The 20,174-nt window shown below is 34.0% G+C and carries 19 protein-coding genes; 5 read left to right on the top strand and 14 right to left on the bottom strand.

The window, feature by feature from the left end; translation table 11 throughout:
* Positions 1 to 114 precede the first annotated feature (114 nt).
* The 3 genes from ABH961_RS06175 to asnB all read right to left on the bottom strand — a co-directional run bounded on the left by ABH961_RS06175 (position 115) and on the right by asnB (position 2,847).
* Complete coding sequence (locus ABH961_RS06175; protein ID WP_046955685.1) at positions 115 to 444, bottom strand: hypothetical protein; 330 nt, start codon at positions 442 to 444, stop codon at positions 115 to 117.
* Between the two features lie 48 nt (positions 445 to 492).
* Positions 493 to 852, bottom strand: coding sequence for a GNAT family N-acetyltransferase (locus ABH961_RS06170; protein ID WP_048541207.1), 360 nt, complete (start codon positions 850 to 852; stop codon positions 493 to 495).
* Between the two features lie 93 nt (positions 853 to 945).
* A complete protein-coding gene (asnB, locus tag ABH961_RS06165) occupies positions 946 to 2,847 on the bottom strand; it encodes an asparagine synthase (glutamine-hydrolyzing) (protein ID WP_048541206.1) in 1,902 nt (633 codons plus the stop codon).
* A 217-nt stretch (positions 2,848 to 3,064) separates the two neighbouring features.
* Here asnB and ABH961_RS06160 point away from each other — a divergent pair, with 217 nt between their 5' ends.
* Entirely contained in the window at positions 3,065 to 3,529 is a 465-nt protein-coding gene (locus ABH961_RS06160) for an Hsp20/alpha crystallin family protein (protein WP_001288088.1), read from the top strand.
* A 34-nt stretch (positions 3,530 to 3,563) separates the two neighbouring features.
* On the opposite strand, the gene ABH961_RS06155 is transcribed toward ABH961_RS06160, so the two are convergent.
* On the bottom strand, positions 3,564 to 4,151 hold the full coding sequence (locus tag ABH961_RS06155; protein ID WP_046959312.1) for an SCO family protein: 588 nt from the start codon (positions 4,149 to 4,151) through the stop codon (positions 3,564 to 3,566).
* Between the two features lie 335 nt (positions 4,152 to 4,486).
* Between ABH961_RS06155 and ABH961_RS06150 the strand changes: the two genes are divergently transcribed.
* Positions 4,487 to 5,461, top strand: a complete 975-nt coding sequence (locus ABH961_RS06150; RefSeq protein ID WP_000167208.1) for an MBL fold metallo-hydrolase — start codon at positions 4,487 to 4,489, stop codon at positions 5,459 to 5,461.
* A 200-nt stretch (positions 5,462 to 5,661) separates the two neighbouring features.
* Here the strand turns inward: ABH961_RS06150 and ABH961_RS06145 are convergent, their stop codons facing one another.
* From ABH961_RS06145 to ABH961_RS06130, 4 genes are all read right to left on the bottom strand, one after another.
* Positions 5,662 to 6,504, bottom strand: coding sequence for a DegV family protein (locus tag ABH961_RS06145; protein ID WP_033657798.1), 843 nt, complete (start codon positions 6,502 to 6,504; stop codon positions 5,662 to 5,664).
* Positions 6,505 to 6,656: 152 nt separating this feature from the next.
* The gene (locus tag ABH961_RS06140; protein WP_000629012.1) at positions 6,657 to 6,908 is read right to left on the bottom strand and encodes a DUF2535 family protein; all 252 of its coding nucleotides are present in this window, start codon (positions 6,906 to 6,908) and stop codon (positions 6,657 to 6,659) included.
* Positions 6,909 to 7,236: 328 nt separating this feature from the next.
* Positions 7,237 to 7,977 (bottom strand): twin-arginine translocase subunit TatC, encoded by a 741-nt coding sequence (tatC, locus tag ABH961_RS06135; protein ID WP_048541204.1) that lies wholly within the window; start codon positions 7,975 to 7,977, stop codon positions 7,237 to 7,239.
* 42 nt (positions 7,978 to 8,019) lie between these two features.
* Complete coding sequence (locus tag ABH961_RS06130; protein WP_000492443.1) at positions 8,020 to 8,205, bottom strand: twin-arginine translocase TatA/TatE family subunit; 186 nt, start codon at positions 8,203 to 8,205, stop codon at positions 8,020 to 8,022.
* Positions 8,206 to 8,418: 213 nt separating this feature from the next.
* Here ABH961_RS06130 and trhA point away from each other — a divergent pair, with 213 nt between their 5' ends.
* Positions 8,419 to 9,075 carry a PAQR family membrane homeostasis protein TrhA gene (gene trhA / locus ABH961_RS06125; RefSeq protein ID WP_000136880.1) on the top strand — a complete coding sequence of 219 codons (657 nt, stop codon included), beginning with the start codon at positions 8,419 to 8,421 and terminating at the stop codon, positions 9,073 to 9,075.
* 40 nt (positions 9,076 to 9,115) lie between these two features.
* Here the strand turns inward: trhA and ABH961_RS06120 are convergent, their stop codons facing one another.
* The 6 genes from ABH961_RS06120 to ABH961_RS06095 all read right to left on the bottom strand — a co-directional run bounded on the left by ABH961_RS06120 (position 9,116) and on the right by ABH961_RS06095 (position 17,105).
* Positions 9,116 to 9,835, bottom strand: coding sequence for a lysophospholipid acyltransferase family protein (locus ABH961_RS06120; protein WP_048541203.1), 720 nt, complete (start codon positions 9,833 to 9,835; stop codon positions 9,116 to 9,118).
* Between the two features lie 112 nt (positions 9,836 to 9,947).
* Entirely contained in the window at positions 9,948 to 10,583 is a 636-nt protein-coding gene (locus ABH961_RS06115) for an FMN-dependent NADH-azoreductase (RefSeq protein WP_098076344.1), read from the bottom strand.
* Between the two features lie 219 nt (positions 10,584 to 10,802).
* The gene (pbpC, locus tag ABH961_RS06110; protein WP_098076346.1) at positions 10,803 to 12,788 is read right to left on the bottom strand and encodes a penicillin-binding protein 3; all 1,986 of its coding nucleotides are present in this window, start codon (positions 12,786 to 12,788) and stop codon (positions 10,803 to 10,805) included.
* A 154-nt stretch (positions 12,789 to 12,942) separates the two neighbouring features.
* On the bottom strand, positions 12,943 to 13,431 hold the full coding sequence (locus ABH961_RS06105) for a dihydrofolate reductase (RefSeq protein ID WP_000637215.1): 489 nt from the start codon (positions 13,429 to 13,431) through the stop codon (positions 12,943 to 12,945).
* Positions 13,432 to 13,450: 19 nt separating this feature from the next.
* Positions 13,451 to 14,407: a thymidylate synthase gene (locus tag ABH961_RS06100; RefSeq protein ID WP_048541197.1), complete on the bottom strand. Its 957-nt coding sequence runs from the start codon at positions 14,405 to 14,407 to the stop codon at positions 13,451 to 13,453.
* Between the two features lie 115 nt (positions 14,408 to 14,522).
* A complete protein-coding gene (locus tag ABH961_RS06095) occupies positions 14,523 to 17,105 on the bottom strand; it encodes a family 78 glycoside hydrolase catalytic domain (RefSeq protein ID WP_404519044.1) in 2,583 nt (860 codons plus the stop codon).
* Between the two features lie 183 nt (positions 17,106 to 17,288).
* Between ABH961_RS06095 and ABH961_RS06090 the strand changes: the two genes are divergently transcribed.
* A complete protein-coding gene (locus tag ABH961_RS06090) occupies positions 17,289 to 18,746 on the top strand; it encodes a serine hydrolase (RefSeq protein WP_098076349.1) in 1,458 nt (485 codons plus the stop codon).
* Positions 18,747 to 18,869: 123 nt separating this feature from the next.
* Positions 18,870 to 20,153, top strand: a complete 1,284-nt coding sequence (locus ABH961_RS06085) for a S41 family peptidase (protein WP_048541183.1) — start codon at positions 18,870 to 18,872, stop codon at positions 20,151 to 20,153.
* Positions 20,154 to 20,174 lie beyond the last annotated feature (21 nt).

The following is a 20,174-nucleotide window of genomic DNA, read 5'->3' as shown; positions in this document are numbered from 1 at the left end:
TATATTCCATGTCAAATTGCACCTCGTTGTTTTTTGATATATGGAACTACTATTAAATAAATCAGCATACATATAACTTTCAAAACCATTACAATTACAAATAAAAAAACCGCCTTATGTAAGGCGGTTTCTATCATTGTGCTTTAACCAATTTAAAATAAATATATACGATTGATAGTGAATATAACGTATGCAAAATAAAAGAAATAAAAGGGCTATTCCAGTGCTACTATACAGCAAACCGAACTTTAAAAAAATATTTAAAAGCGGTGGAAAGTTCGTTATGTTTTGTAATGTAATAAGCATACAAAATAAAAGGAAAAACACAGGGGCATATTGTAATTCATACGGCTTTCTTTTCTTATTCATTCTTTTTCGAATGAACATATGGATTAGCTCTGCTACTATAAAACACCCTCCAATTAATACAAGACCAGAAGTCATCGTCATATATCCACCTGCCTTATATTTATCTCGCACAACTACTCATCGTTATATTTTCTTCACATATATTCCATCTTCTTCATTAAAACCAAAGCTCTCTATGAAAGTTTTTGCTTGTTCTGTTAATTCCGTTTGTAATACCTTTATCTCTTTCACGTTTCTTTCTTTCATCATCGTTTCAAATGTAAAATACGTATTTGTCCCATAACCGTAACTTTGATAATCAAAGTGAATAATTAACTGCGATAAAATTGCACTCTCCTCTTGTACACTATAGTCTATTACACCAATATATGTATCATCAACTTTCACACAATACTGTACTTGATTCTCAGTTAAACTATGTGAGCGAAACATTTCTTTAACAACGCTTTCATTATCTACAGTTACTTTTTCAAACGTAATCATATGTTGTCCATCCTTTTACTATTATTGTATCAATAATACGTCCTATTTATGAAAAAAACCTTAAGACCATATGCGATCTTAAGGTTTTTCTAATTAAACTAAGCTATACGCACGTTTCGTTTCTTCGTGGAACTTATTCGTATCGTATTTATGCTCAACATAAATTTGATGCCATACCATAAACGCAAGTACAGTCCAAATTTTACGGCTATAATCGCCTTTATCTGCACAATGTGCTTCCAGTAAGTTTAATACATACTGTTTGTCGATTAAATGCTCTGTTTTACTCTCGTTTATAATATTGATAGCCCAATCATGCATTTCGTCTTTTAACCAGTGACGAATTGGTACTGGGAATCCAAGTTTTTTACGATCTAATACGTGATCTGGGACGATTCCGCGTGCCGCTTCACGTAAAATAGCTTTCGTAGTTCCGTTAGCAATCTTAAATTCAGTTGGAATTTTAGATGCAACATCAAATACTTCTTTATCTAAGAACGGTACACGAAGTTCTAATGAGTTTGCCATTGTCATTTTATCAGCTTTTAATAAAATGTCACCGCGTAACCATGTGAACATGTCAATGTACTGCATTTTGCTTACATCATCATAATCTTTAATCTCGTTATACAATGGTTTCGTGATATCCATATAGTTAACACTTTCATTGTAATACTTCATTAATTCAACTTTCTCTTCTTCACGGAAGATTTTCGCGTTTCCATAGTAACGCTCTTCAATTGGCGTACATCCACGTTCTAGGAAGCTCTTTCCTTTAAATCCTTCTTTAAGAGCACCACTTAATGCTTTTAGAACGCTCTTACCTGGGCTAGGAATGTAAGAGAACATTTTTAGTGAGTTTGGCTCACGATAAATGTTATAACCACCAAATAGCTCGTCTGCACCTTCACCTGAAAGAACAACTGTTACATGCTTACGTGCTTCTTTTGCAACGAAGTACAATGGTACAGCTGCTGGATCTGCTAAAGGATCATCCATATGCCAAATGATTTTTGGGAACTCATCCATAAACTCTTTCGCTGAAATGAATACGTTATGGTTTTTAACGCCTAATTTCTCAGCAGTTTCTTTTGCAACATCAACTTCACTGAAACCACGTTGTTCAAAACCAATTGAGAATGTTAAAAGATTTGGATTCATTTCTCTTGCGATAGAAGCGATAATAGATGAATCGATACCACCAGATAAGAATGAACCTACTGGTACATCACTGCGCATATGCACTTTTACTGAATCATACAACACATCACGAATTGCTTGGATATGCTCCTCTTTCGTTGCGCTTGAAGCATTGAAATAAGGTTTCCAGTAGCGATAGATTTCCATCTCTTTACCGATTTCTTTTACGAAATAATGACCAGGCTCGATTTTATTAACATCAATTGTTAATGTTTCTGGCTCTGGACCATATTGGTACGTAAAGTAATGTTGTAGCGACGTTGGATTAACGCCTTTATCTTCCATCACATGCATAATACTTTTCTTCTCAGATGCAAAGAATGTAGTATCACCTTGTTGTGCGACGTATAAAGGTTTAATACCGAAGTGGTCACGTGCACCGAAAAGTTTCTTCTCTTCACGATCCCAAATCATAAATGCAAACATACCACGAAGATAGTCTACACATTTTTCTTTCATATGTGCATACAATGCAATGATAACTTCTGTATCAGATTGTGTTGCAAACGTTGCACCTTTTTCAAGTAACATTTCACGTAATTCTACATAGTTGTAAATTTCACCATTAAAAATAATTACATATCGATCATTTTCATAAGTTAGCGGCTGATGTCCTGCCTCTAAGTCAATGATGCTTAAACGGCGGAAGCCAAATTGTACATGTTCATCACGAAAATATCCTTCGTCATCTGGACCGCGGTGGAAAATCATCGTGTTCATATTTTCAAATTGATGTTTTTCTGTTTCTGAAAACTCTCTAGGGTTTTCACATAAACATCCTACAAAACCACACATACTTCTTACCCTCTTTCAGTTTTCATTCTGTCTATATACTACTATATCAACCCTATTTATACTAGCATAATCAATTGAATATGGCGACCAAAAACTATAAAAAAATCACTCCATTTCACATTTTTAACAATTTTTTATGAAAACATGAAAACTAGGCAATCACCTTTCTCCGCTTTTGTCATATGATATTGCAAATTGATTTCTAGGAGGGAATACCATGAGTGAAGAAAAAAAAGACTCTTCTCGCCCACCGGTTCGCAATTATTTAAAACAAATTGATGATTTCTTCGAGCAAACACCACTTCGCAATGTAATCGCTGATTTAAATCATTTTTTCCAAAAAGGAAATCGTTTATTAACATTCCCCGTAGATTTATATGAAGTTGGTGAAGAACTCGTTGTTACAGCTGAACTACCAGGTATACAAAAAGAACAAATTCAAATTGAAATACAAAGTGAATACTTAAAAGTCTCTGTAAAAGAAGAGATACTTGAAGAGGTCGAGGAAGAAACGTCTCATAACTATTATCGCCGAGAACGTTCCATTTCAGAAGCATCAAGATTGATTAAATTACCGTACTCAATTAATAAAAAAGCAGCGAAAGCTTCGTATCAAAACGGCGTGTTAGAAATTCGGGCACCAAAACTTCCACAACAACATGACATTTTATCCATAGACTAATGTAAAAAAAGAAGGGTGCTGTGCACCCTTCTTTTTAATCCACTAATCTCTTCATATCACGTATAATGTCTTCGTACGGCGTATTACTAATACCACTATACTTTTTCATTACTTTTCCGTTTTGATCAATTAAATAAAATGATGTACCATGTATAACTTGACCATCCTCAGGTTTATCTACAAGTGATTGGAAATTATCTTTGGAAAACTTTGTAATATCTTCTAATGAATAACCCGTTAATAAATTCCAGTTACTAGTATCCTCTGTAAACTTTTGAATGAAAGCCTTCAAATTCTCCGGCTTATCAAGGTCTGGATCTACACTAAACGAAACAAACTGAACGTCTAATTTCTCTTCTTTGGCCATCTTTTGCAGTTTTGCCATATTGGCAGTCATTGGCGGACAAACTGTTTGGCAATTTGTGAACATAAAATCAGCAACCCAAACTTTCCCTTTTAAATCTTTTGTACCAAATGACTTTCCATCTTGATTTGTAAATTGGAAAGTTTCTAAATCCCAATTCAATGGTTTACGAAGCTTTGAACCCGATCCACTACATCCAGCAAGTACAAAGAGACAAAATACAACCATAAGACCAATTATTTTTTGATAACGCTTCATTTATAAACCTCTTTTCTCTATCCTAAATTTAAATAGGTTATGTTTATCATAACAAAAGTTAACACTACGAGAAAATTGTTTACTACATTTGTTCACGAAATCGTACGAATTTACGTATGTTACTTCTTTATTTCAAGCCAATTACTAGACAAAATTTATTTTTTTACTATTATTTCTCTAAATAGAAGTTGCAAAACTAATTTTATTGTTACTTTTGTAAACGCATCCCCCTATTTTTTTACAATTCCTTAAACATTCATCCATGTTATACACTGTATTCCTTAACAACATTTCGGTACAATACAATTACAACGATTTTAAATGAGGTGATGTTCATGACAAAACGTTATGAAAACATGGATAATGTGAGTACAAAAAAATCAATTCGTTCCTTTATACGTTGGCGAAAAGAACGAAAACAAAATAAAAAGGATTTTTCTTTTTTAGTAGAACAATCACCTGTTAAACAAAGTAAATTCCTACAAAACAACTTTGAAAAGACGTCTGTAACTTGGATTGGTCATTCCACATTCCTTATCCAAACGAATGGGCTGAATATATTAACAGATCCAGTATGGGCTACTAAATTAAAATTAGTTCCAAGACTTACTGAACCTGGTCTTTCTATACAAGAACTACCTAAAATTGATATTGTCCTCATTTCACACGGTCATTATGATCATTTAGATTTTTCATCGCTTCGCCAGCTAAATGATGATGTTTTATACCTTGTACCTATTGGACTGAAAAAACTATTTACTCGCAAAAAATTTACTCGTGTAGAAGAGTATAATTGGTGGGAAAATACGATCATTAATGATGTTTCCTTTCACTTCGTACCTGCTCAGCACTGGACGAGAAGATCCTTATTTGATATGAATACATCACATTGGGGTGGATGGATTATTAATAATGAACCAACGAAAGAAACCGTTTATTTTTGTGGTGACAGTGGCTATTTCCAAGGTTTCAAAGAAATTGGCAGACGCTTTTCAATTGATATTGCCCTTATGCCCATTGGCGCTTATGAACCAGAGTGGTTTATGAAAGCATCTCATGTTTCACCTGAAGAGGCAGTGCAAGCTTATTTAGATTTAAACGCTACACACTTTATACCGATGCATTACGGAGCTTTTGCCCTCGCCGATGAAACACCCCGCGAGGCAGTAACAAGGCTTCGAAATAATTGGAATTTACGTATGTTACCGTGGGAACAACTGCATGTACTCTTTTTAGGCCAAACCTTTACTTATAATAACGCAACAAACGGTAAGCAAGTAAATGAAAAAATTGAAACATTACACGTATAACGTAACTACTTATTTTCTATATCCAACATATACTATAGAAAATCATAAAGTAAAACTTTAATCAGTGGGTGTTTTCTATGAATGAATATTTACAGACTCGCTATATAATTAGCGGGAGTGCCTGTATAACCCTTCTTATTTCTTACTTTCTATTCACATAAAAAAAGCTACTTGAAAATTCATTTCAAGTAGCTTTTTTATTACTCTGCTAAATACATAAATCCAATTGCACCCGGACCTGTATGAGTACTAATAATAGGCGTTGTAAAGAAAATTTCTGATTGAGCAAATCCACTCACTTTTTCAACAGCCGCTTTTACATTTTCAGCTAAAGGAATTGCTTTAGCATGCGGAATTGCAACAGCTTTTACAACTTTTCCAGCTGTATCTTCCTCAAATAACTTAGCTAACGTTTTTACAATTTGACCTTGGCTACGCACTTTCGTTACAGGGTTATAAACACCATCTTCAAGGCTAGCAATTGGCTTTATATTAAGTAGCGAACCGATAAACGCTTTTCCTTTACCGATACGCCCACCCTTCACTAAATTTTCTAATGTATCTACTACTACATATAAACGAGTATTCTTTCTCACTTCATCTACACGTTTTAAAATTTCTTCTAGTGAGCGTCCTTCATTTGCCATTTTTGCAGCTTCTATTACTTGATATGCTAAAGCATGTGTAATAAATTGAGAATCAACAACTGTTACTTTTGTGTCGGTCATTGATGCAGCACTATTGGCAGTTGCCACAGTACCACTCATTCCACTTGTCATATGAATGGAAAGTACTTCACTTCCATCTTCACCTAACTTGTCATACATTTCTACAAATGTACCCATTGCCGGTTGTGATGTTTTTGGTAATTCCTCTGATTTGATCATTTCTTCAATAAATTCATCAGGTTGTAAATCAACGCGATCTAAATATGTTTGTCCATTTACAGAGATTGATAATGGTAGCACATGAATGCCATACTTTTCGATTACATCCTGCGTTAAATCTGCAGTTGAATCTGTTACAATTTTAATTTTTTGCATATTATATTCTTCCCTTTCCAATACGCTCTCCTTGTTATTATACTAGCATTCCCTGTGCTTTCAACAATTTCGAACAAATTTCACCAAATTAATTATATTTTTATACCTAAAATGAAAAAGACAGAGTTTACTAACCCTGTCCATACTTTGTATCATGCATTTTTTTCAAGGGTATTTGTTTTATATACATTTAAATAATCATTCCACTTCAAACAATTTTGCAAATATTCACGGAAAGAATACGAAAATCTTGGGTGCTTTTGTTTTTGAATTTTTGCAATAAATAATTGAAGACGAGACTGAATTAGAAACGATAATGGATGCTGTGCCTGTAGGACAGGGATTTCGAATATTTTAATACAATCCCCTGTTGAATGAGTGAAATAAAAACTTTTCGTAATCACAATATCAATCCTCTTTTTCATTGGATTTTTGAACTTCCTCTACTTTACGCTGTAACACGTTGTTTAAAGTGGAGACTTCTATGAATACAAAAGTATCCTTAGTCAATCCCTGTAGTCCTTTTGGTTAGAAGATTTATACTCTATTCATCCTCCATCCTAAATATCCGATCAGACAGGAATCCCGTTATCCGTATATTGCTTAATAATTTTAGTATAAACTTAGCAAAGCGCAAAGTTTGTCTAAATTTTGGAGATTCTATAATTTTTTTCTTCTATATATTGTATACGTTTATGTCTAAAGTATAACAAATAAATAAAAAAAGTGCCTTTATAACGAGGCACTTTTCGACTGTATTTCTTCTCTTTTCTTTTTTCGCTTACTGACAATCTTTGATAAAGCGATACTAATTTCATAAATACAAATAAGCGGTACCGCTACTAAACTATGTGATAAAAAATCCGGCGGTGATATACACGATGCAATGATAATCAATGCTACATAAGCATACCTTCTTATTTTTATTAGCAATTCCGCCGTTAACAGTCCAATACTCGTTAAAAACATGACAACTACAGGTAATTCAAAAATTACAGCAAATGGAACTGTTAAATTAAGAACAAAATGAAAATACTTTTCTGTCGTAAACATCGTATTAAACATTTCATTACCTATCGTAGTTAAAAAATGAAATAAAAACGGCATTACAACGAAATATCCAAAACATAAACCTGCAACAAATAATATAGACAATACCGGTATATACATTACTGTCATTTTTTGTTCATTTGGATGTAAACCCGGTTTTACAAATAACCAAATTTGTATAGCAGCAAAAGGAATTGTACAAACGATAGCAAATACTGTAGCAATCGAGAAAAAAATCCATAATACATCACTTGGACCGAGAACAGTTAATTTCATTGGTAAATCTTTTACTAGCCAAAAATAAATATCCTTCGTAAAAGTAAATCCGATAATTAAAAATAGGACAAAGGATAGTACTGTATATATTACTCGTTTGCGAAGCTCAACAATATGTTCTACTACGCTCATTTCCCGATCTTCCATCTCGTTCACCACACTTTATTTATCCATTTCGAGGAAAATTCATTACATTTTTTCTTTCTTTTCCTTCTCTTGAAATGCATCATCAGTCAATTCTTTCGTTGATTTTTTGAATTCTTTTAACGTTTCCCCTAAAGCCTTTCCGATTTCCGGCAATTTTTTCGGCCCAAACAAAATGAGTACAGCTACTAAAATTAAAATTAATCCTGGAAAGCCAATATTTGAAAACATTTCTCCATCCCCTTTATTAGTAGATTCCTTGTCCTACTATTGCATAATTTTATTTTGTCAAAAAAGTTTGAAAACGTCAACAAATCCATTGCCTTTTGTCAAAAAAATTCAAAAATATAATCAATTATACAAATTTCATTTTCTATTGCCCTTGTGTATGATATGGTAAGGGAAATGACATATTATTTTATGATAGTAGAAAGGATTTGCATTATGACTGAAAAAATGACACGAATGACACATTTTGTGAAAGAAGAAATTGCAAATGCAATTACACATGGTATCGGTGCCATTTTAAGCATCCCTGCCTTAATTATATTAATTATTCATGCCTCTAAGCATGGTACCGCATCTGCTGTAGTTGCATTTACGGTTTATGGTGTAAGCATGTTTTTACTGTACTTGTTTTCGACCTTGTTACATAGCATTCATCATCCAAAAGTAGAAAAATTATTTACTATACTAGATCACTCAGCCATTTATTTATTAATCGCTGGCACATATACTCCTTTTTTACTTATTACGCTTCGCGGACCATTAGGCTGGACGTTACTCGCTATTATATGGACACTAGCACTCGGAGGTATCATCTTCAAAATTTTCTTTGTACGTCGCTTTATTAAGGCATCAACATTATGTTATATCATAATGGGATGGCTCATAATCGTTGCTATTAAACCACTTTATGAAAATCTAACTGGACATGGTTTTTCACTACTTTTAGCAGGCGGAATTTTATATTCTGTAGGGGCTATATTCTTCCTTTGGGAAAAGTTACCTTTCAATCATGCCATTTGGCATCTTTTCGTTTTAGGTGGTAGTGCGATGATGTTCTTCTGCGTACTCTTTTATGTCTTACCTACAGCATAAAAAAAGGTTTCAGCTTATATTAAGCTGAAACCTTTTTTTATTACTTATGTAATTGTGATGCGATAACATCCTGTGTATGCTTCGTTAATTCTTTAATATCCATATTCGCATACTCTTCAGCTGTAATCGGCTTAGAAATTGTTACTGTTGCATGAGCGGGTTTCATACGGTTTCCATTCGCTTCAAACATTTTATATGTCCCATCTAATGTTACAGGTAAGATTGCTACACCAGATTTTACTGCAAGGTGAAAACTCCCAGCCTTAAACTCTCCAATTTCGCCACCCTTACTTCTCGTCCCTTCTGGGAAGATTACGATTGAATGCCCGTTCTTTAACAGCTCAATTCCATCTTTAATCGCTTGAAGAGATTGACGACGATCATTACGAACCATAAATACACAATTCATAAGTTCCATCCAAGTTGGTACAACTGGAAACTTCTTAATCTCTGCTTTTGAAACAAATCCAATTGGTTTATTTAAGTAACCTAGTAAAACAGGAATATCCATATTACTCTGATGATTACTTACAACTAGTACCGGCTTATCTTTTGGAACATTTTCCAGTCCCTTTACTTCAACTGTCCCACCAGCTACACGCACCATTTTCTTACCAAACCAATTTGTCGTTTTATACACAACATTATCTTTTTCTTGTGGCGACATCGTATTTACTTGTCTTTTCAGACGCCACATTCTCGGTGTAATCGCAATTACGATTAAAATTAAATAAAAGATTTTAAAAAACGTTTGAATCATACAGAACCCCCACCTATTATCATTCCGACCTTCATTATACTAGACAAACGAAGGAAAAAGAAGAAAAAATGTCCAAACAGCAAGTGCTTGGACATTTTTTAAGTATTCTATATTAGAAACGTTTTGCTAATTCACGAGCATTAGCAATTGCTGCTTCTTTAATTTCTGGTGCTTTTTCAGGGTTTGCATTCATACCTTCAACTGCAATGTATTCAGTTTCATTTACACCAATGAATCCTAATACTGTTTTTAAGTGATTGCGGCCGAAGTCTACAGCTGCGTATGCTCCTTCAGAATAAACGCCACCTGTTGCTTGAATGTGAAGTGCTTTTTTGCCTTCTAATAAGCCAACTGGGCCATTTTCAGTATACTTGAATGTTTTACCTGCGATTGCTAAGTTATCTAAGTATGCTTTTACTACTGGTGGATAGCTAAAGTTCCACATTGGAGTTACGAATACATAACGATCCGCATGCATAAATGTTTCTAAGTTTGTGTTCATTGCTGCAACTTTTTGTTGTTGAACTTCAGTTAAAGTTTCAAAGCTTTCACCTGCTGCAAATTTACCCCAAGCAGCAAATACATCCGCATCGATTGCTGGTACTGTAGTGTTGAATAAATCAATTGTTACAACTTCGTCTTGTGGATGTTCGTTTTTATAAGCTTCGATGAAAGCTTCTCCTACTGCCATTCCGAAAGAACCTTCTGCTGAATTTGGATTTGCTGTAATAAATAGTACTTTTGTCATTGTATTCTCTCCCTTTTACACATCTTATCTTTAATTTGAGATTTATAATTCGAAAGTAAATAACTTACCTTATGTAAGTATAATACAAAAAGTTATGTTCAATGTCAATAAAAAATAGCTACTTTTTTTTCGTAAGTTAATAAACACTATCTGTTCAATATGTTTCTGGTGAAACAAAAAACTACCTCCACATTCCATGGAGATAGTCTTCATCATTTTCTATTTTTGAAACACATGTTTCACTTTTTCAGCTGGAATATTACTTCCGCCTCTACCTTTTACATCTTCAATCATCATTGTAATGACCATATCTGGTGAATTTAAATCAAATGCAGCGAACCAGCCTAGTTCTTTTCCTTCGGCCTCTTTTGATACTTTTAATTCCGCTGTACCTGTTTTTCCAGCAAGATTCATTCCATCAATTTTAGCAATTTTCCCAGTACCATCTGGATCATTAATTACTTTCGTCATGGCAGTTCTTAATATATCCTGATTGCCTTTTGAAATGACATTCTCTTTCCAAACTTTTGGTTGCTTATCTGTCTTAATAATATACGGAGAAGGTATGTTTCCATCATTAACAATTGGCGCGTACGTTAATGCTAGATGGAGCGGTGTCATTAAGACTTGTCCTTGTCCATAACCTGTGTCTGCCATTTGAATATCATTTTTAATACCATCATTGGCGATTTTAGAAGCTGGGAATCCATATTCAATTGGTAATTTCTCATCGAATCCGAATTTTTTCGCTTCACTCATAAATTTATCTTTTCCGATTTTCAAAGCTTCTTGTGCGAAATAAATATTATCCGAGTATTTCATCGCCTTATCCAAATCAATCGGATTTGCATCTTTCACACGTGTTACATAATAATTACCCCAAGAAGAATCTTTTGTCCATTTTAATCCTTCAATTTTCAACTCTTCTTTTGGATCAATCGTTTTCGTTTCAAGACCAATTGCAGCTGTAATAGGCTTAAATACAGATCCTGGAACTGATAATTGTGTAAATCGATTCGTCATCGGTTTTTTCGGATCATTATTCCATGCTTCGCGTTGTGCCTTCGATGTCCCTCGTGCAATTATATTAGGATCATATGCTGGACTACTTACTAGTGCAATTGTTTCTCCACTTTTCGGATTAATTGCTGCACTTGAACCAGCTTCGCCCTTCATTTCATTATACGTTTTTTCTTGAACAGCACTATCAATAGTTAAAGTTACATTTTCTCCATCAACAGCATCTGTTTTTGCTAAATTTTTAATTTCTTTTCCTTGCGCATCTTCTACAAAGACACGGCCACCTTTTTTACCGCGTAGCTTTTCCTCTAATACTTGCTCTAAACCGGCTTTACCAACTGGATCATCAGCTTGATAGCCTTTCTTTTGTAGCGTTTTTAAATCTTCAGCATTTACCTTTCCAATATAACCAGTCAGATGAGCTGCCGCTTCCCCTAACGGATATGTACGAACATTTACAGGTTTTGTTGAAACACCTGGTAAATCAATGTACGTATTTTGCGTTGCCCCCTCAGGCAAAATTCCAATTGGTACGAGATACCCTGGTTTTACCCATTTAGCAGCTAGTTTTTGATCAATTTCTTCTACAGACATATTTAACAACTTCGCTACTGTCTCTTTCGTTTGCGGAGCAGTATCGTCTAATTTTTCTGGAACTATTCCAATTTCAGAAGCTTTCCCATTCGTTGCAAGACCTTTTCCATTACGATCGTATATTTCACCACGTTTTGGCTCTGTCGTTTGCATACGCACTTTACTATCTTTTGTCATACCTGGGAATATAAAATCAGGAGTCCAATCTATTTTCCAAGATTCTTTATCTCCATCTTTTTCTTTCACCATTTTTGCTTCATGGGCAAAATTGATTTTACCACCGACTGTATCCATACTTACTTTAAAAGGAACAGGACCTTCATCTTTTTTATCTTCTTTTACTTCTCCTGCTTCTACTTTTAAGTTTTTCACTTCAATGCCAGAATAAATTTTTTCATATTTCTCAGTGAACTCTTTCTTCGAAATATCTTTTTTTGCCTTTTCTGATAATTGATCATACATTTCTGCAAATTTTTGTTTATTCCATGCTTTTGTATATGTATCAAACGCTTCTTGTGGTTTTTCTTCTTTACCGCATCCAACTAACATGAATGTTAAGCAAAGAAAAAGAATCCCCCATATCTTTCTCAATCAATTCTCCTCCTCTTTCTATATGAATACTTTTGAAAATTTTAGCATTTTTACATGCTAGATTTCATTATAGCACTATTGAATATCATCTATAAACTTATATTAATGAATACAAATAAAAAGATTGATGTGAATTTCACATCAATCCTTATTATTATTGTTGTTTCTCATATACATGATAATAGTACGTATACGGATTCTTTTCATCCGTTAAACCTTTTTCAACAAAAACTTCTTTCCAATTTGTCATATCCATTTCTGGAAAGAATGTATCACCTTCAAATGCGTAGTGGATTTTTGTTATATATAACTTGTCTACGTAAGGTAAAAAGAGATCATAAATTTGCGCTCCACCAAAAATAAAAATCTCCTCTTCATTTTTGCATAGTTCAAACACTTCTTCTACAGAATGTGCTACTTCACAACCTTCAACATGATACCCTTCATTACGAGTTACAATAATATTACGTCTTCCAGGCAGTGGTCTACCAATCGCTTCGTAGTTCTTTCTGCCCATAATAAGTGAATGGCCCATCGTTGTTTTCTTTACATACTGCAATTCACTTGGTAAACGCCAAGGTAAATTATTATCTTTGCCAATTACTCTATTCTCGTCCATTGCGACCATAAATGAAACAATCATTTTTTCATCTCCTCTACAATTATACTGCAACCGGTGCTTTAATTGCTGGGTGTGGATCATATCCTTCAATCGTTAAATCTTCCATTTCAAAATCGAATACAGATTTCACATCTGGATTTAATGTAAGTTTCGGGAATGGACGTGGTTCACGTGCCAATTGCTTTTCTACTTGTTCAAAATGATTCGTATAAATGTGTGCATCTCCAATTGTATGAACAAATTCTCCCACTTCAAGACTACATTCATGTGCAATTAAATGTGTTAGCAGTGAATAACTTGCAATGTTAAATGGAATTCCAAGGAATATGTCACCACTTCTTTGATATAGCTGACAAGAAAGTTTGCCATCTGCTACATAAAATTGGAATAGCGTATGACAAGGCGGTAATGCCATACTTGGTACATCTTCAGGATTCCAAGCAGAAACAATAAGGCGACGGGAGTCTGGCGTTTTTTTAATCATTTCAATTACATCTTTTAATTGATCAAGCGTCTCACCAGCTGTCGTTTTCCAGGCACGCCACTGCTTTCCGTATACATCTCCTAAATAACCATATTTATTCGAGAAATTGTCATCTTCTAAAACGTTCTTTTTAAACAATTCCATTTGCTCATCGTACTGCACTTTAAATTCCTCATCTTGTTGTGAACGAAGACCAAAATCAGTCATGTCAGGACCAGTATACTCATCGCTTTCTACCCAGCTCTTAAATGCCCATTCATTCCAAATATTATTATTATGCTGCAATAAATAACGAATATTTGTATCACCTTTCATAAACCAAAGCAGTTCACTTGCTACAAGGCGAAACGGCACTCTCTTTGTCGTTAATAAAGGAAAACCTTTACTTAGATCAAAACGCATTTGATATCCAAATACAGATACAGTGCCTGTCCCTGTACGATCTTCTTTCTTCGTACCATGCTCCATTACATGGCGGCATAAATTTAAGTATTCATTTTCAGCATGTTTCATATGTAGAAAAACCTTCTTTCAAATCTCTAGTCTATATGGATTTTATCATAAATTTAATGCTAACAGATTGAACAAACTAAATTTATAAAAAAACATTTCTATACTTAACAAAATTCTACTTCTGTATGTTCTTACAAAATCTAAATTCATATGCGCCTGAACCTAATTTCATTTCAGGCATATCACTTGCCTTCCAATCATCTTCCACTATTCGTAATGTGGCTGATGTATTTGTTGGCACATCAACGTTTAATACTGCTTGTCCATGTTCTACACGCCAATCAATTTTAATTTCTCCATATGCTGTTTCACGCTTTATACAAACCCAGTCTAAATTAGAATTAAAATGAGGCTGAATATAAAAATGTTTATATGCAGGTTTTGTCTCATCCATTTCTAATCCAATAATATATCGGTATATCCATTCAACAATAGAGCCATATGCGTAATGATTATAAGAATTCATGCTATCATTCCAAAGTGTTCCATCCTCTTTCACGCCATCCCAATGTTCCCAAATCGTTGTGGCACCTTTTTTCACTTGGTATAACCATGATGGATAATCTTCATAAAATAGAAGCTTACAAGCAAGGTCATGCCGGTTAAACTTGCTTAATATTAAATTCAAATACGGTGTTCCTATAAAACCTGTTGTTAAATGATTTTTATTTTCTTTTAGTAGCTCAATTAAGCGATTAAATACTTTCTCATTCACATCATCTTTCACTAGTTCAAAAAGAAGTACTAATATGTGGGCTGTTTGTGTATTTGAAATTAACCTACCATTTGGTGTAACGAATTCATTTTGAAATGCTTGAACAATATTCCTATGTAACTCTGCATATAATTTAGCATCTGTATTTTCACCTAAAATCTCAGCAATCCTTCGTAAAAGCGATGTAGAATAGGCATAATAAGCTGTCGCAATAAAATGCTTGTCTGTTCCGCCTTCATATACATCTGGTTTCGTATCTAATGCGAACCAATCCCCTAAATGATAGCCTGTATCCCATAAATACTCGTTCTCACCTTGTGAACGTATGTAATCTATATACTTCTTCATACTTTCATATTGTTCTTTTAAAATCGATACATCTCCGTAATGTAAATAATGAACCCACGGACATATAATTGCTGCATCGCCCCAACCACCGGAAGTATCCAGATTAAAATCCGCTCTTTTTCCAAACGCATCTGGTATAACTAAAGGCACAGCTCCGTTTTTATTTTGGTCAAGCGATAAATCTTGAAGCCATTTTTTAAAGAACAATTGGACATTCATAATTTGCGTAGCTGTCCCAATGAACATTTGTGCATCTCCTGTCCATCCGAGTCGATCGTCTCGCTGCGGACAATCTGTTGGCACATCAAAAAAATTCCCTCTTTGAGACCATTCCACATTATGATGAAGTTGATTGATTAATGGATTGGACGTTTCGAATTCAGTCGTTTTTTCCATATCTGTATGTAATACAATCCCTTCAAAATCTGCTATTTGAGGCGGCTGGGTTAATCCACTTATTTTCACATACCTAAAGCCTTGATATGTAAAATGAGGCTCAAACGTTTCCTCTTCCTCTCCTTTTGCTATATACACTATTTTTTGTTTTGCCTTTCGGAGATTTCCAGCGTAAAAACTACCGTCTTTATCCAATATTTCAGCGTGATGCAATTCTATCTTTTGACCACTATAAACATGACGGACTATAAATTGAACCCAACCTACCATATTTTTCCCCATATCAATAAGCCATTCGTGATTCGGTAGTTTTGAAATAGAAATTGGTTTTATAATTTTCATTTTACGAATTGATTTATTTTCTTGCGCAACAACTATTTGTTTAGAATGCTCAAGTACTTCAACATTTTCTAGCTCTTGCACACTTTCTTCTAGTCTAGCATCGTATACTTCACCTTCATAAATTTCTGAGTACAAAATTGGGCTTGAAGTTACCTTCCATGTTTCATCCGTTACAATTTTTTCTTTCGTTCCATCTTCATACGTTATATGTAATTGAGCAATTATTGCTCGTCTTCTCCCGTAATAATTACGTACATGATGCACGGTAATCGGCCCTTTATACCAGCCGTTACCTACCAGAGTAGAAATATCATTTTGCCCTATCTTTAATACATGTGTTATATCATACGTTTGATACAATACTCTCTTATCATAACTTGTCCATCCAGGAGTAAAATAACAATCTCCAATACGCTCTCTATTAATAGAAGCCTCATATATTCCTAAACTAGTGATATATAAGCGTGCTTTTTTAACTGCTTTTTTAATAGAAAAACTTTTATTAAAAGACATAACTTGCGTTCGTTCTTTTTTCGCAGTAATCCAGTTTCCGCTCCAATTATCTTGCCCTTGTAACCCCGTCTCCCAAAATCCTACTTTAGACCAAGATGATTCTTCTCCGTAATTATCCCATACCTTTACCCGGTAAAAATAACGTGTCTCTTCTCTGTATGAAAATGAATTGATTGGTATATGTAAACTTTGATCTGTTTCTACTTTTTGCGAATCAAACATTAAAATTTCAAAATCTCTATCTTTCGCAACCTGCAGTTGATAAGCAAATTGTTTTACATTTCGGTTACTCGACTCAAGCTGCCAACTCATTTTCACAACTTTTGAATCTATACCTATCGGATTTTTTTTATTATCACAAAGCACTCTCTTTATTGTTAGCACACTTCTTCACCATCTTTTCTAAATATTAATTTAAATTAATTGTAATAAAAATAAAATTCTAAATAAATAATAATTTTATTCATTCTTACAAAATTATTAACTTTCCATAATTAAAAAGGTTTTCATTTTCTATTACCGAAAGTATAGTGCGGAGAACAAAATTTATATTTGGAGGTTAGAAGTATGTCTAAAATTGAAACTCCTGTTATGTCTTCTTTGCAAACAACGGTTGAAAAAATGATGAAGGATTTAAATGTTCCTGGCGCTGCTGTAGCTGTTATAAAAGACGGTGAAGTTATTATTTCAGAAGGTTTCGGCTATCGAAATATAGAAACAAAAGAAGCTGTTACACCGAGTACTCGGTTCGCAATTGGTTCCTCAACGAAAGCTTTTGGGACACTTTCATTAAGCTTGTTGGCACAGCAAACAAAGTTTAATTGGGATACTCCTGTCCAGACTTATGTACCTAACTTCTCTTTATCTGAACTACTTGCTAGCTCACAAGTTACAGGACGAGACTTAGCTTCCCATCGCACTGGGGTTAGTCGTCATGAGGCTCTTTGGTACAGCTCTTCCTTATCTCGAAAAGATCTCGTTGAAAAAATAAAACATTTACAACTTGATGCACCGTTCCGCACAGCATTTCTTTATAACAACTTAATGTATGCAACAATTAGCTACATTGTAGAAAACATTACGAATCAAACGTGGGAGCAATACGCTACAGAACATATTTTAGAACCTTTAAATATGAGACATACAAATTTCTCTGTTACAGATTCACAAACTACAGATGATTATGCTTTACCTTACGTTGAAAATGAAGATGAAATAAAAGAAGTTCCATTCCGCAATATTGATACGGTTGGCGCTGCTGGGTGTATTAATTCTACAATTGAAGATATGGCAAATTGGGTCCTTCTTCACTTAAACGAAGGGAAATTTGGAGATCATGAATTAATCTCCTCTGAATTATTACAACAAATGTATACACCACATAATTCCATTCCAGATCAACCAGTTTTATCACTTCCTGAATCTCCATTAAATAGTTACGGCCTTGGTTGGTTTATTAGCGCTTATCGTGGTAATAAGGTAATTCATCATGGCGGTAATATTGATGGGTTTTCAGCACTTGTTTCATTCATACCAACAGAAAACATAGGCCTTGTCATTTTAACGAATGCTGGAGGCACACTACTTCCTACTTATCTCGCTAATCAAATTTATGACGAACTACTTGAATTAGAATCCATTAATTGGCATAAACGTGCTGTAGCAGATACTGAAAAAATGAAGGAAATGATGAAAGAAGCAACTGAATCCATTCCTAAACAAATTGAAGGGACTACACCTTCTCACAAATTAGAGGATTATACCGGTACTTTCGAGCATCCTGCATATGGAACATTACAAGTATACAAACGAGATGATTCGTTATATGTACAATTTATGGAGATGGATATTCAATTAGCGCATCATCATTTCGACATCTTCTCTGCAAAAGTTGATTTATTCCAAATGAAAATGAGTTTATTATTCGTTTATGAAATGAATATAAGTGGTGAATTCCCATCCCTTCAGTTACATGTACCAGCTATGTTAAGTACGCAGCCGCTTGCATTTAAGAAAATTAAATAAATATTTTAATAGAGGGATGATAACACATCCCTCTATTCCTCTTTTCTCTATGCAAAAAAGGATAATACGTAAAGGGTACAGAATTCTATTATTTAACTAATTAAATTATCTGGAGGAAAAGCTGTGTACACAGAAATTTTCAAAGAAGTTGTTTCGATTACTCATCACGATTATTCCGGTTGTATTGATAAAAAAGGATGGGACGATCCTACTACTTATTTACAGACAATCGAGAAATTAGAGAAACACGGAGAACTGACACCAGTTCATTTCACTGAAATTGTACGTGATTACTTACTAGACTTTAAAGATAATCATATGTTTTTCAAAATGTACTCTAACAATCAACCACTTAACAGTGTTGGCTTCCAAGTGAAAAGATACGAAGATCGCCTATATATTACATCCACTTCACACGAAGTAAGAGTGAAAAAAGGACAGTCTATACTAGCATTAGATAATATGAAAATTCCTGAGCTATTAATAAAATATAAGAAGTATTTAAATGAAGCTACATATGAACGCGAAAAATGGGATTATGTTTTATTAAAATCGTCAAATTGTACACTTATAGATGAAGATGGATTGACTCAAACAATTACTTTACAAAAGTATAAACAAAATGAATACACGCCTATTCATTCATTTAAACAGCATAATAAAGATACACTTTTAATTACTTTGACAGATTTCGCAAACACTGAAGCTATTAATAAATTATTAGACTCACACAAAAATGAGCTAAATTCTTTTCCCAATTTAATTATTGATGTGCGTTTGAATCGTGGTGGAAGTGATGATGCATTTTTTAAATTACTTCCTTACATATTCAAAGACAAAGAGATTTCCCTTTTCGATTCTTCAGATACAATGCAATTAAATCATACGGAACGAAACTTTCATTTACGTATGAAAGACATCGAAATGGAAGATTATGATTCTTTAGACGAACTTTCCAAAATATTCACAGATATATTTATTCAAGATTTAAAAAAGAATTATAAAAAAGGGTTCGTTACATTTGATCCTTCTGAATTACCAAAAGAACTTCAATCATTAACAATACACGGTAGAAAATCACCTACTAGAGTAGTGATATTAACAGATGTTACATGCGGAAGTTCTGGTGATTCTTTTGTAGAAGTTGCAAAAAAATCATCGAAAGTAAAAGTAATAGGTCGTCCTACTGCTGGTTTAAATGATTATTCTAATTTAGCGGTAATGAAATGGGCTGATACATTCGCTCTTTATTACCCTACTTCACGGCTTTCTATTATAGATAAAGGCGAAGGAATGTCCGGAATTGGTATACAACCACATATACATATCCCATGGACTCCGGAACATATACAAGAAGATATAGATGTAAAGTTAGCATTACAACTGCTTCAAAACGAAGAATGGTAAAAAATAAAGGTAGATGTGAAT

The organism is Bacillus sp. RC251, assembly GCF_044908765.1.
GTDB lineage: Bacteria > Bacillota > Bacilli > Bacillales > Bacillaceae_G > Bacillus_A > Bacillus_A wiedmannii.
The sequence above is the reverse complement of the archived record's forward strand: the minus strand, read 5'-3'. Positions and strand labels throughout refer to the sequence as shown.

Bases quoted from the DNA above. Each gene is read 5' to 3' on its own strand.
- ABH961_RS06175 (WP_046955685.1), bottom strand. From the start codon at position 444: ATGACTTCTGGTCTTGTATTAATTGGAGGGTGTTTTATAGTAGCAGAG.
- ABH961_RS06170 (WP_048541207.1), bottom strand. From the start codon at position 852: ATGATTACGTTTGAAAAAGTAACTGTAGATAATGAAAGCGTTGTTAAA.
- asnB (WP_048541206.1), bottom strand. From the start codon at position 2,847: ATGTGTGGTTTTGTAGGATGTTTATGTGAAAACCCTAGAGAGTTTTCA.
- ABH961_RS06160 (WP_001288088.1), top strand. From the start codon at position 3,065: ATGAGTGAAGAAAAAAAAGACTCTTCTCGCCCACCGGTTCGCAATTAT.
- ABH961_RS06155 (WP_046959312.1), bottom strand. From the start codon at position 4,151: ATGAAGCGTTATCAAAAAATAATTGGTCTTATGGTTGTATTTTGTCTC.
- ABH961_RS06150 (WP_000167208.1), top strand. From the start codon at position 4,487: ATGACAAAACGTTATGAAAACATGGATAATGTGAGTACAAAAAAATCA.
- ABH961_RS06145 (WP_033657798.1), bottom strand. From the start codon at position 6,504: ATGCAAAAAATTAAAATTGTAACAGATTCAACTGCAGATTTAACGCAG.
- tatC (WP_048541204.1), bottom strand. From the start codon at position 7,977: ATGGAAGATCGGGAAATGAGCGTAGTAGAACATATTGTTGAGCTTCGC.
- ABH961_RS06130 (WP_000492443.1), bottom strand. From the start codon at position 8,205: ATGTTTTCAAATATTGGCTTTCCAGGATTAATTTTAATTTTAGTAGCT.
- trhA (WP_000136880.1), top strand. From the start codon at position 8,419: ATGACTGAAAAAATGACACGAATGACACATTTTGTGAAAGAAGAAATT.
- ABH961_RS06120 (WP_048541203.1), bottom strand. From the start codon at position 9,835: ATGATTCAAACGTTTTTTAAAATCTTTTATTTAATTTTAATCGTAATT.
- ABH961_RS06115 (WP_098076344.1), bottom strand. From the start codon at position 10,583: ATGACAAAAGTACTATTTATTACAGCAAATCCAAATTCAGCAGAAGGT.
- ABH961_RS06105 (WP_000637215.1), bottom strand. From the start codon at position 13,431: ATGATTGTTTCATTTATGGTCGCAATGGACGAGAATAGAGTAATTGGC.
- ABH961_RS06100 (WP_048541197.1), bottom strand. From the start codon at position 14,407: ATGAAACATGCTGAAAATGAATACTTAAATTTATGCCGCCATGTAATG.
- ABH961_RS06090 (WP_098076349.1), top strand. From the start codon at position 17,289: ATGTCTAAAATTGAAACTCCTGTTATGTCTTCTTTGCAAACAACGGTT.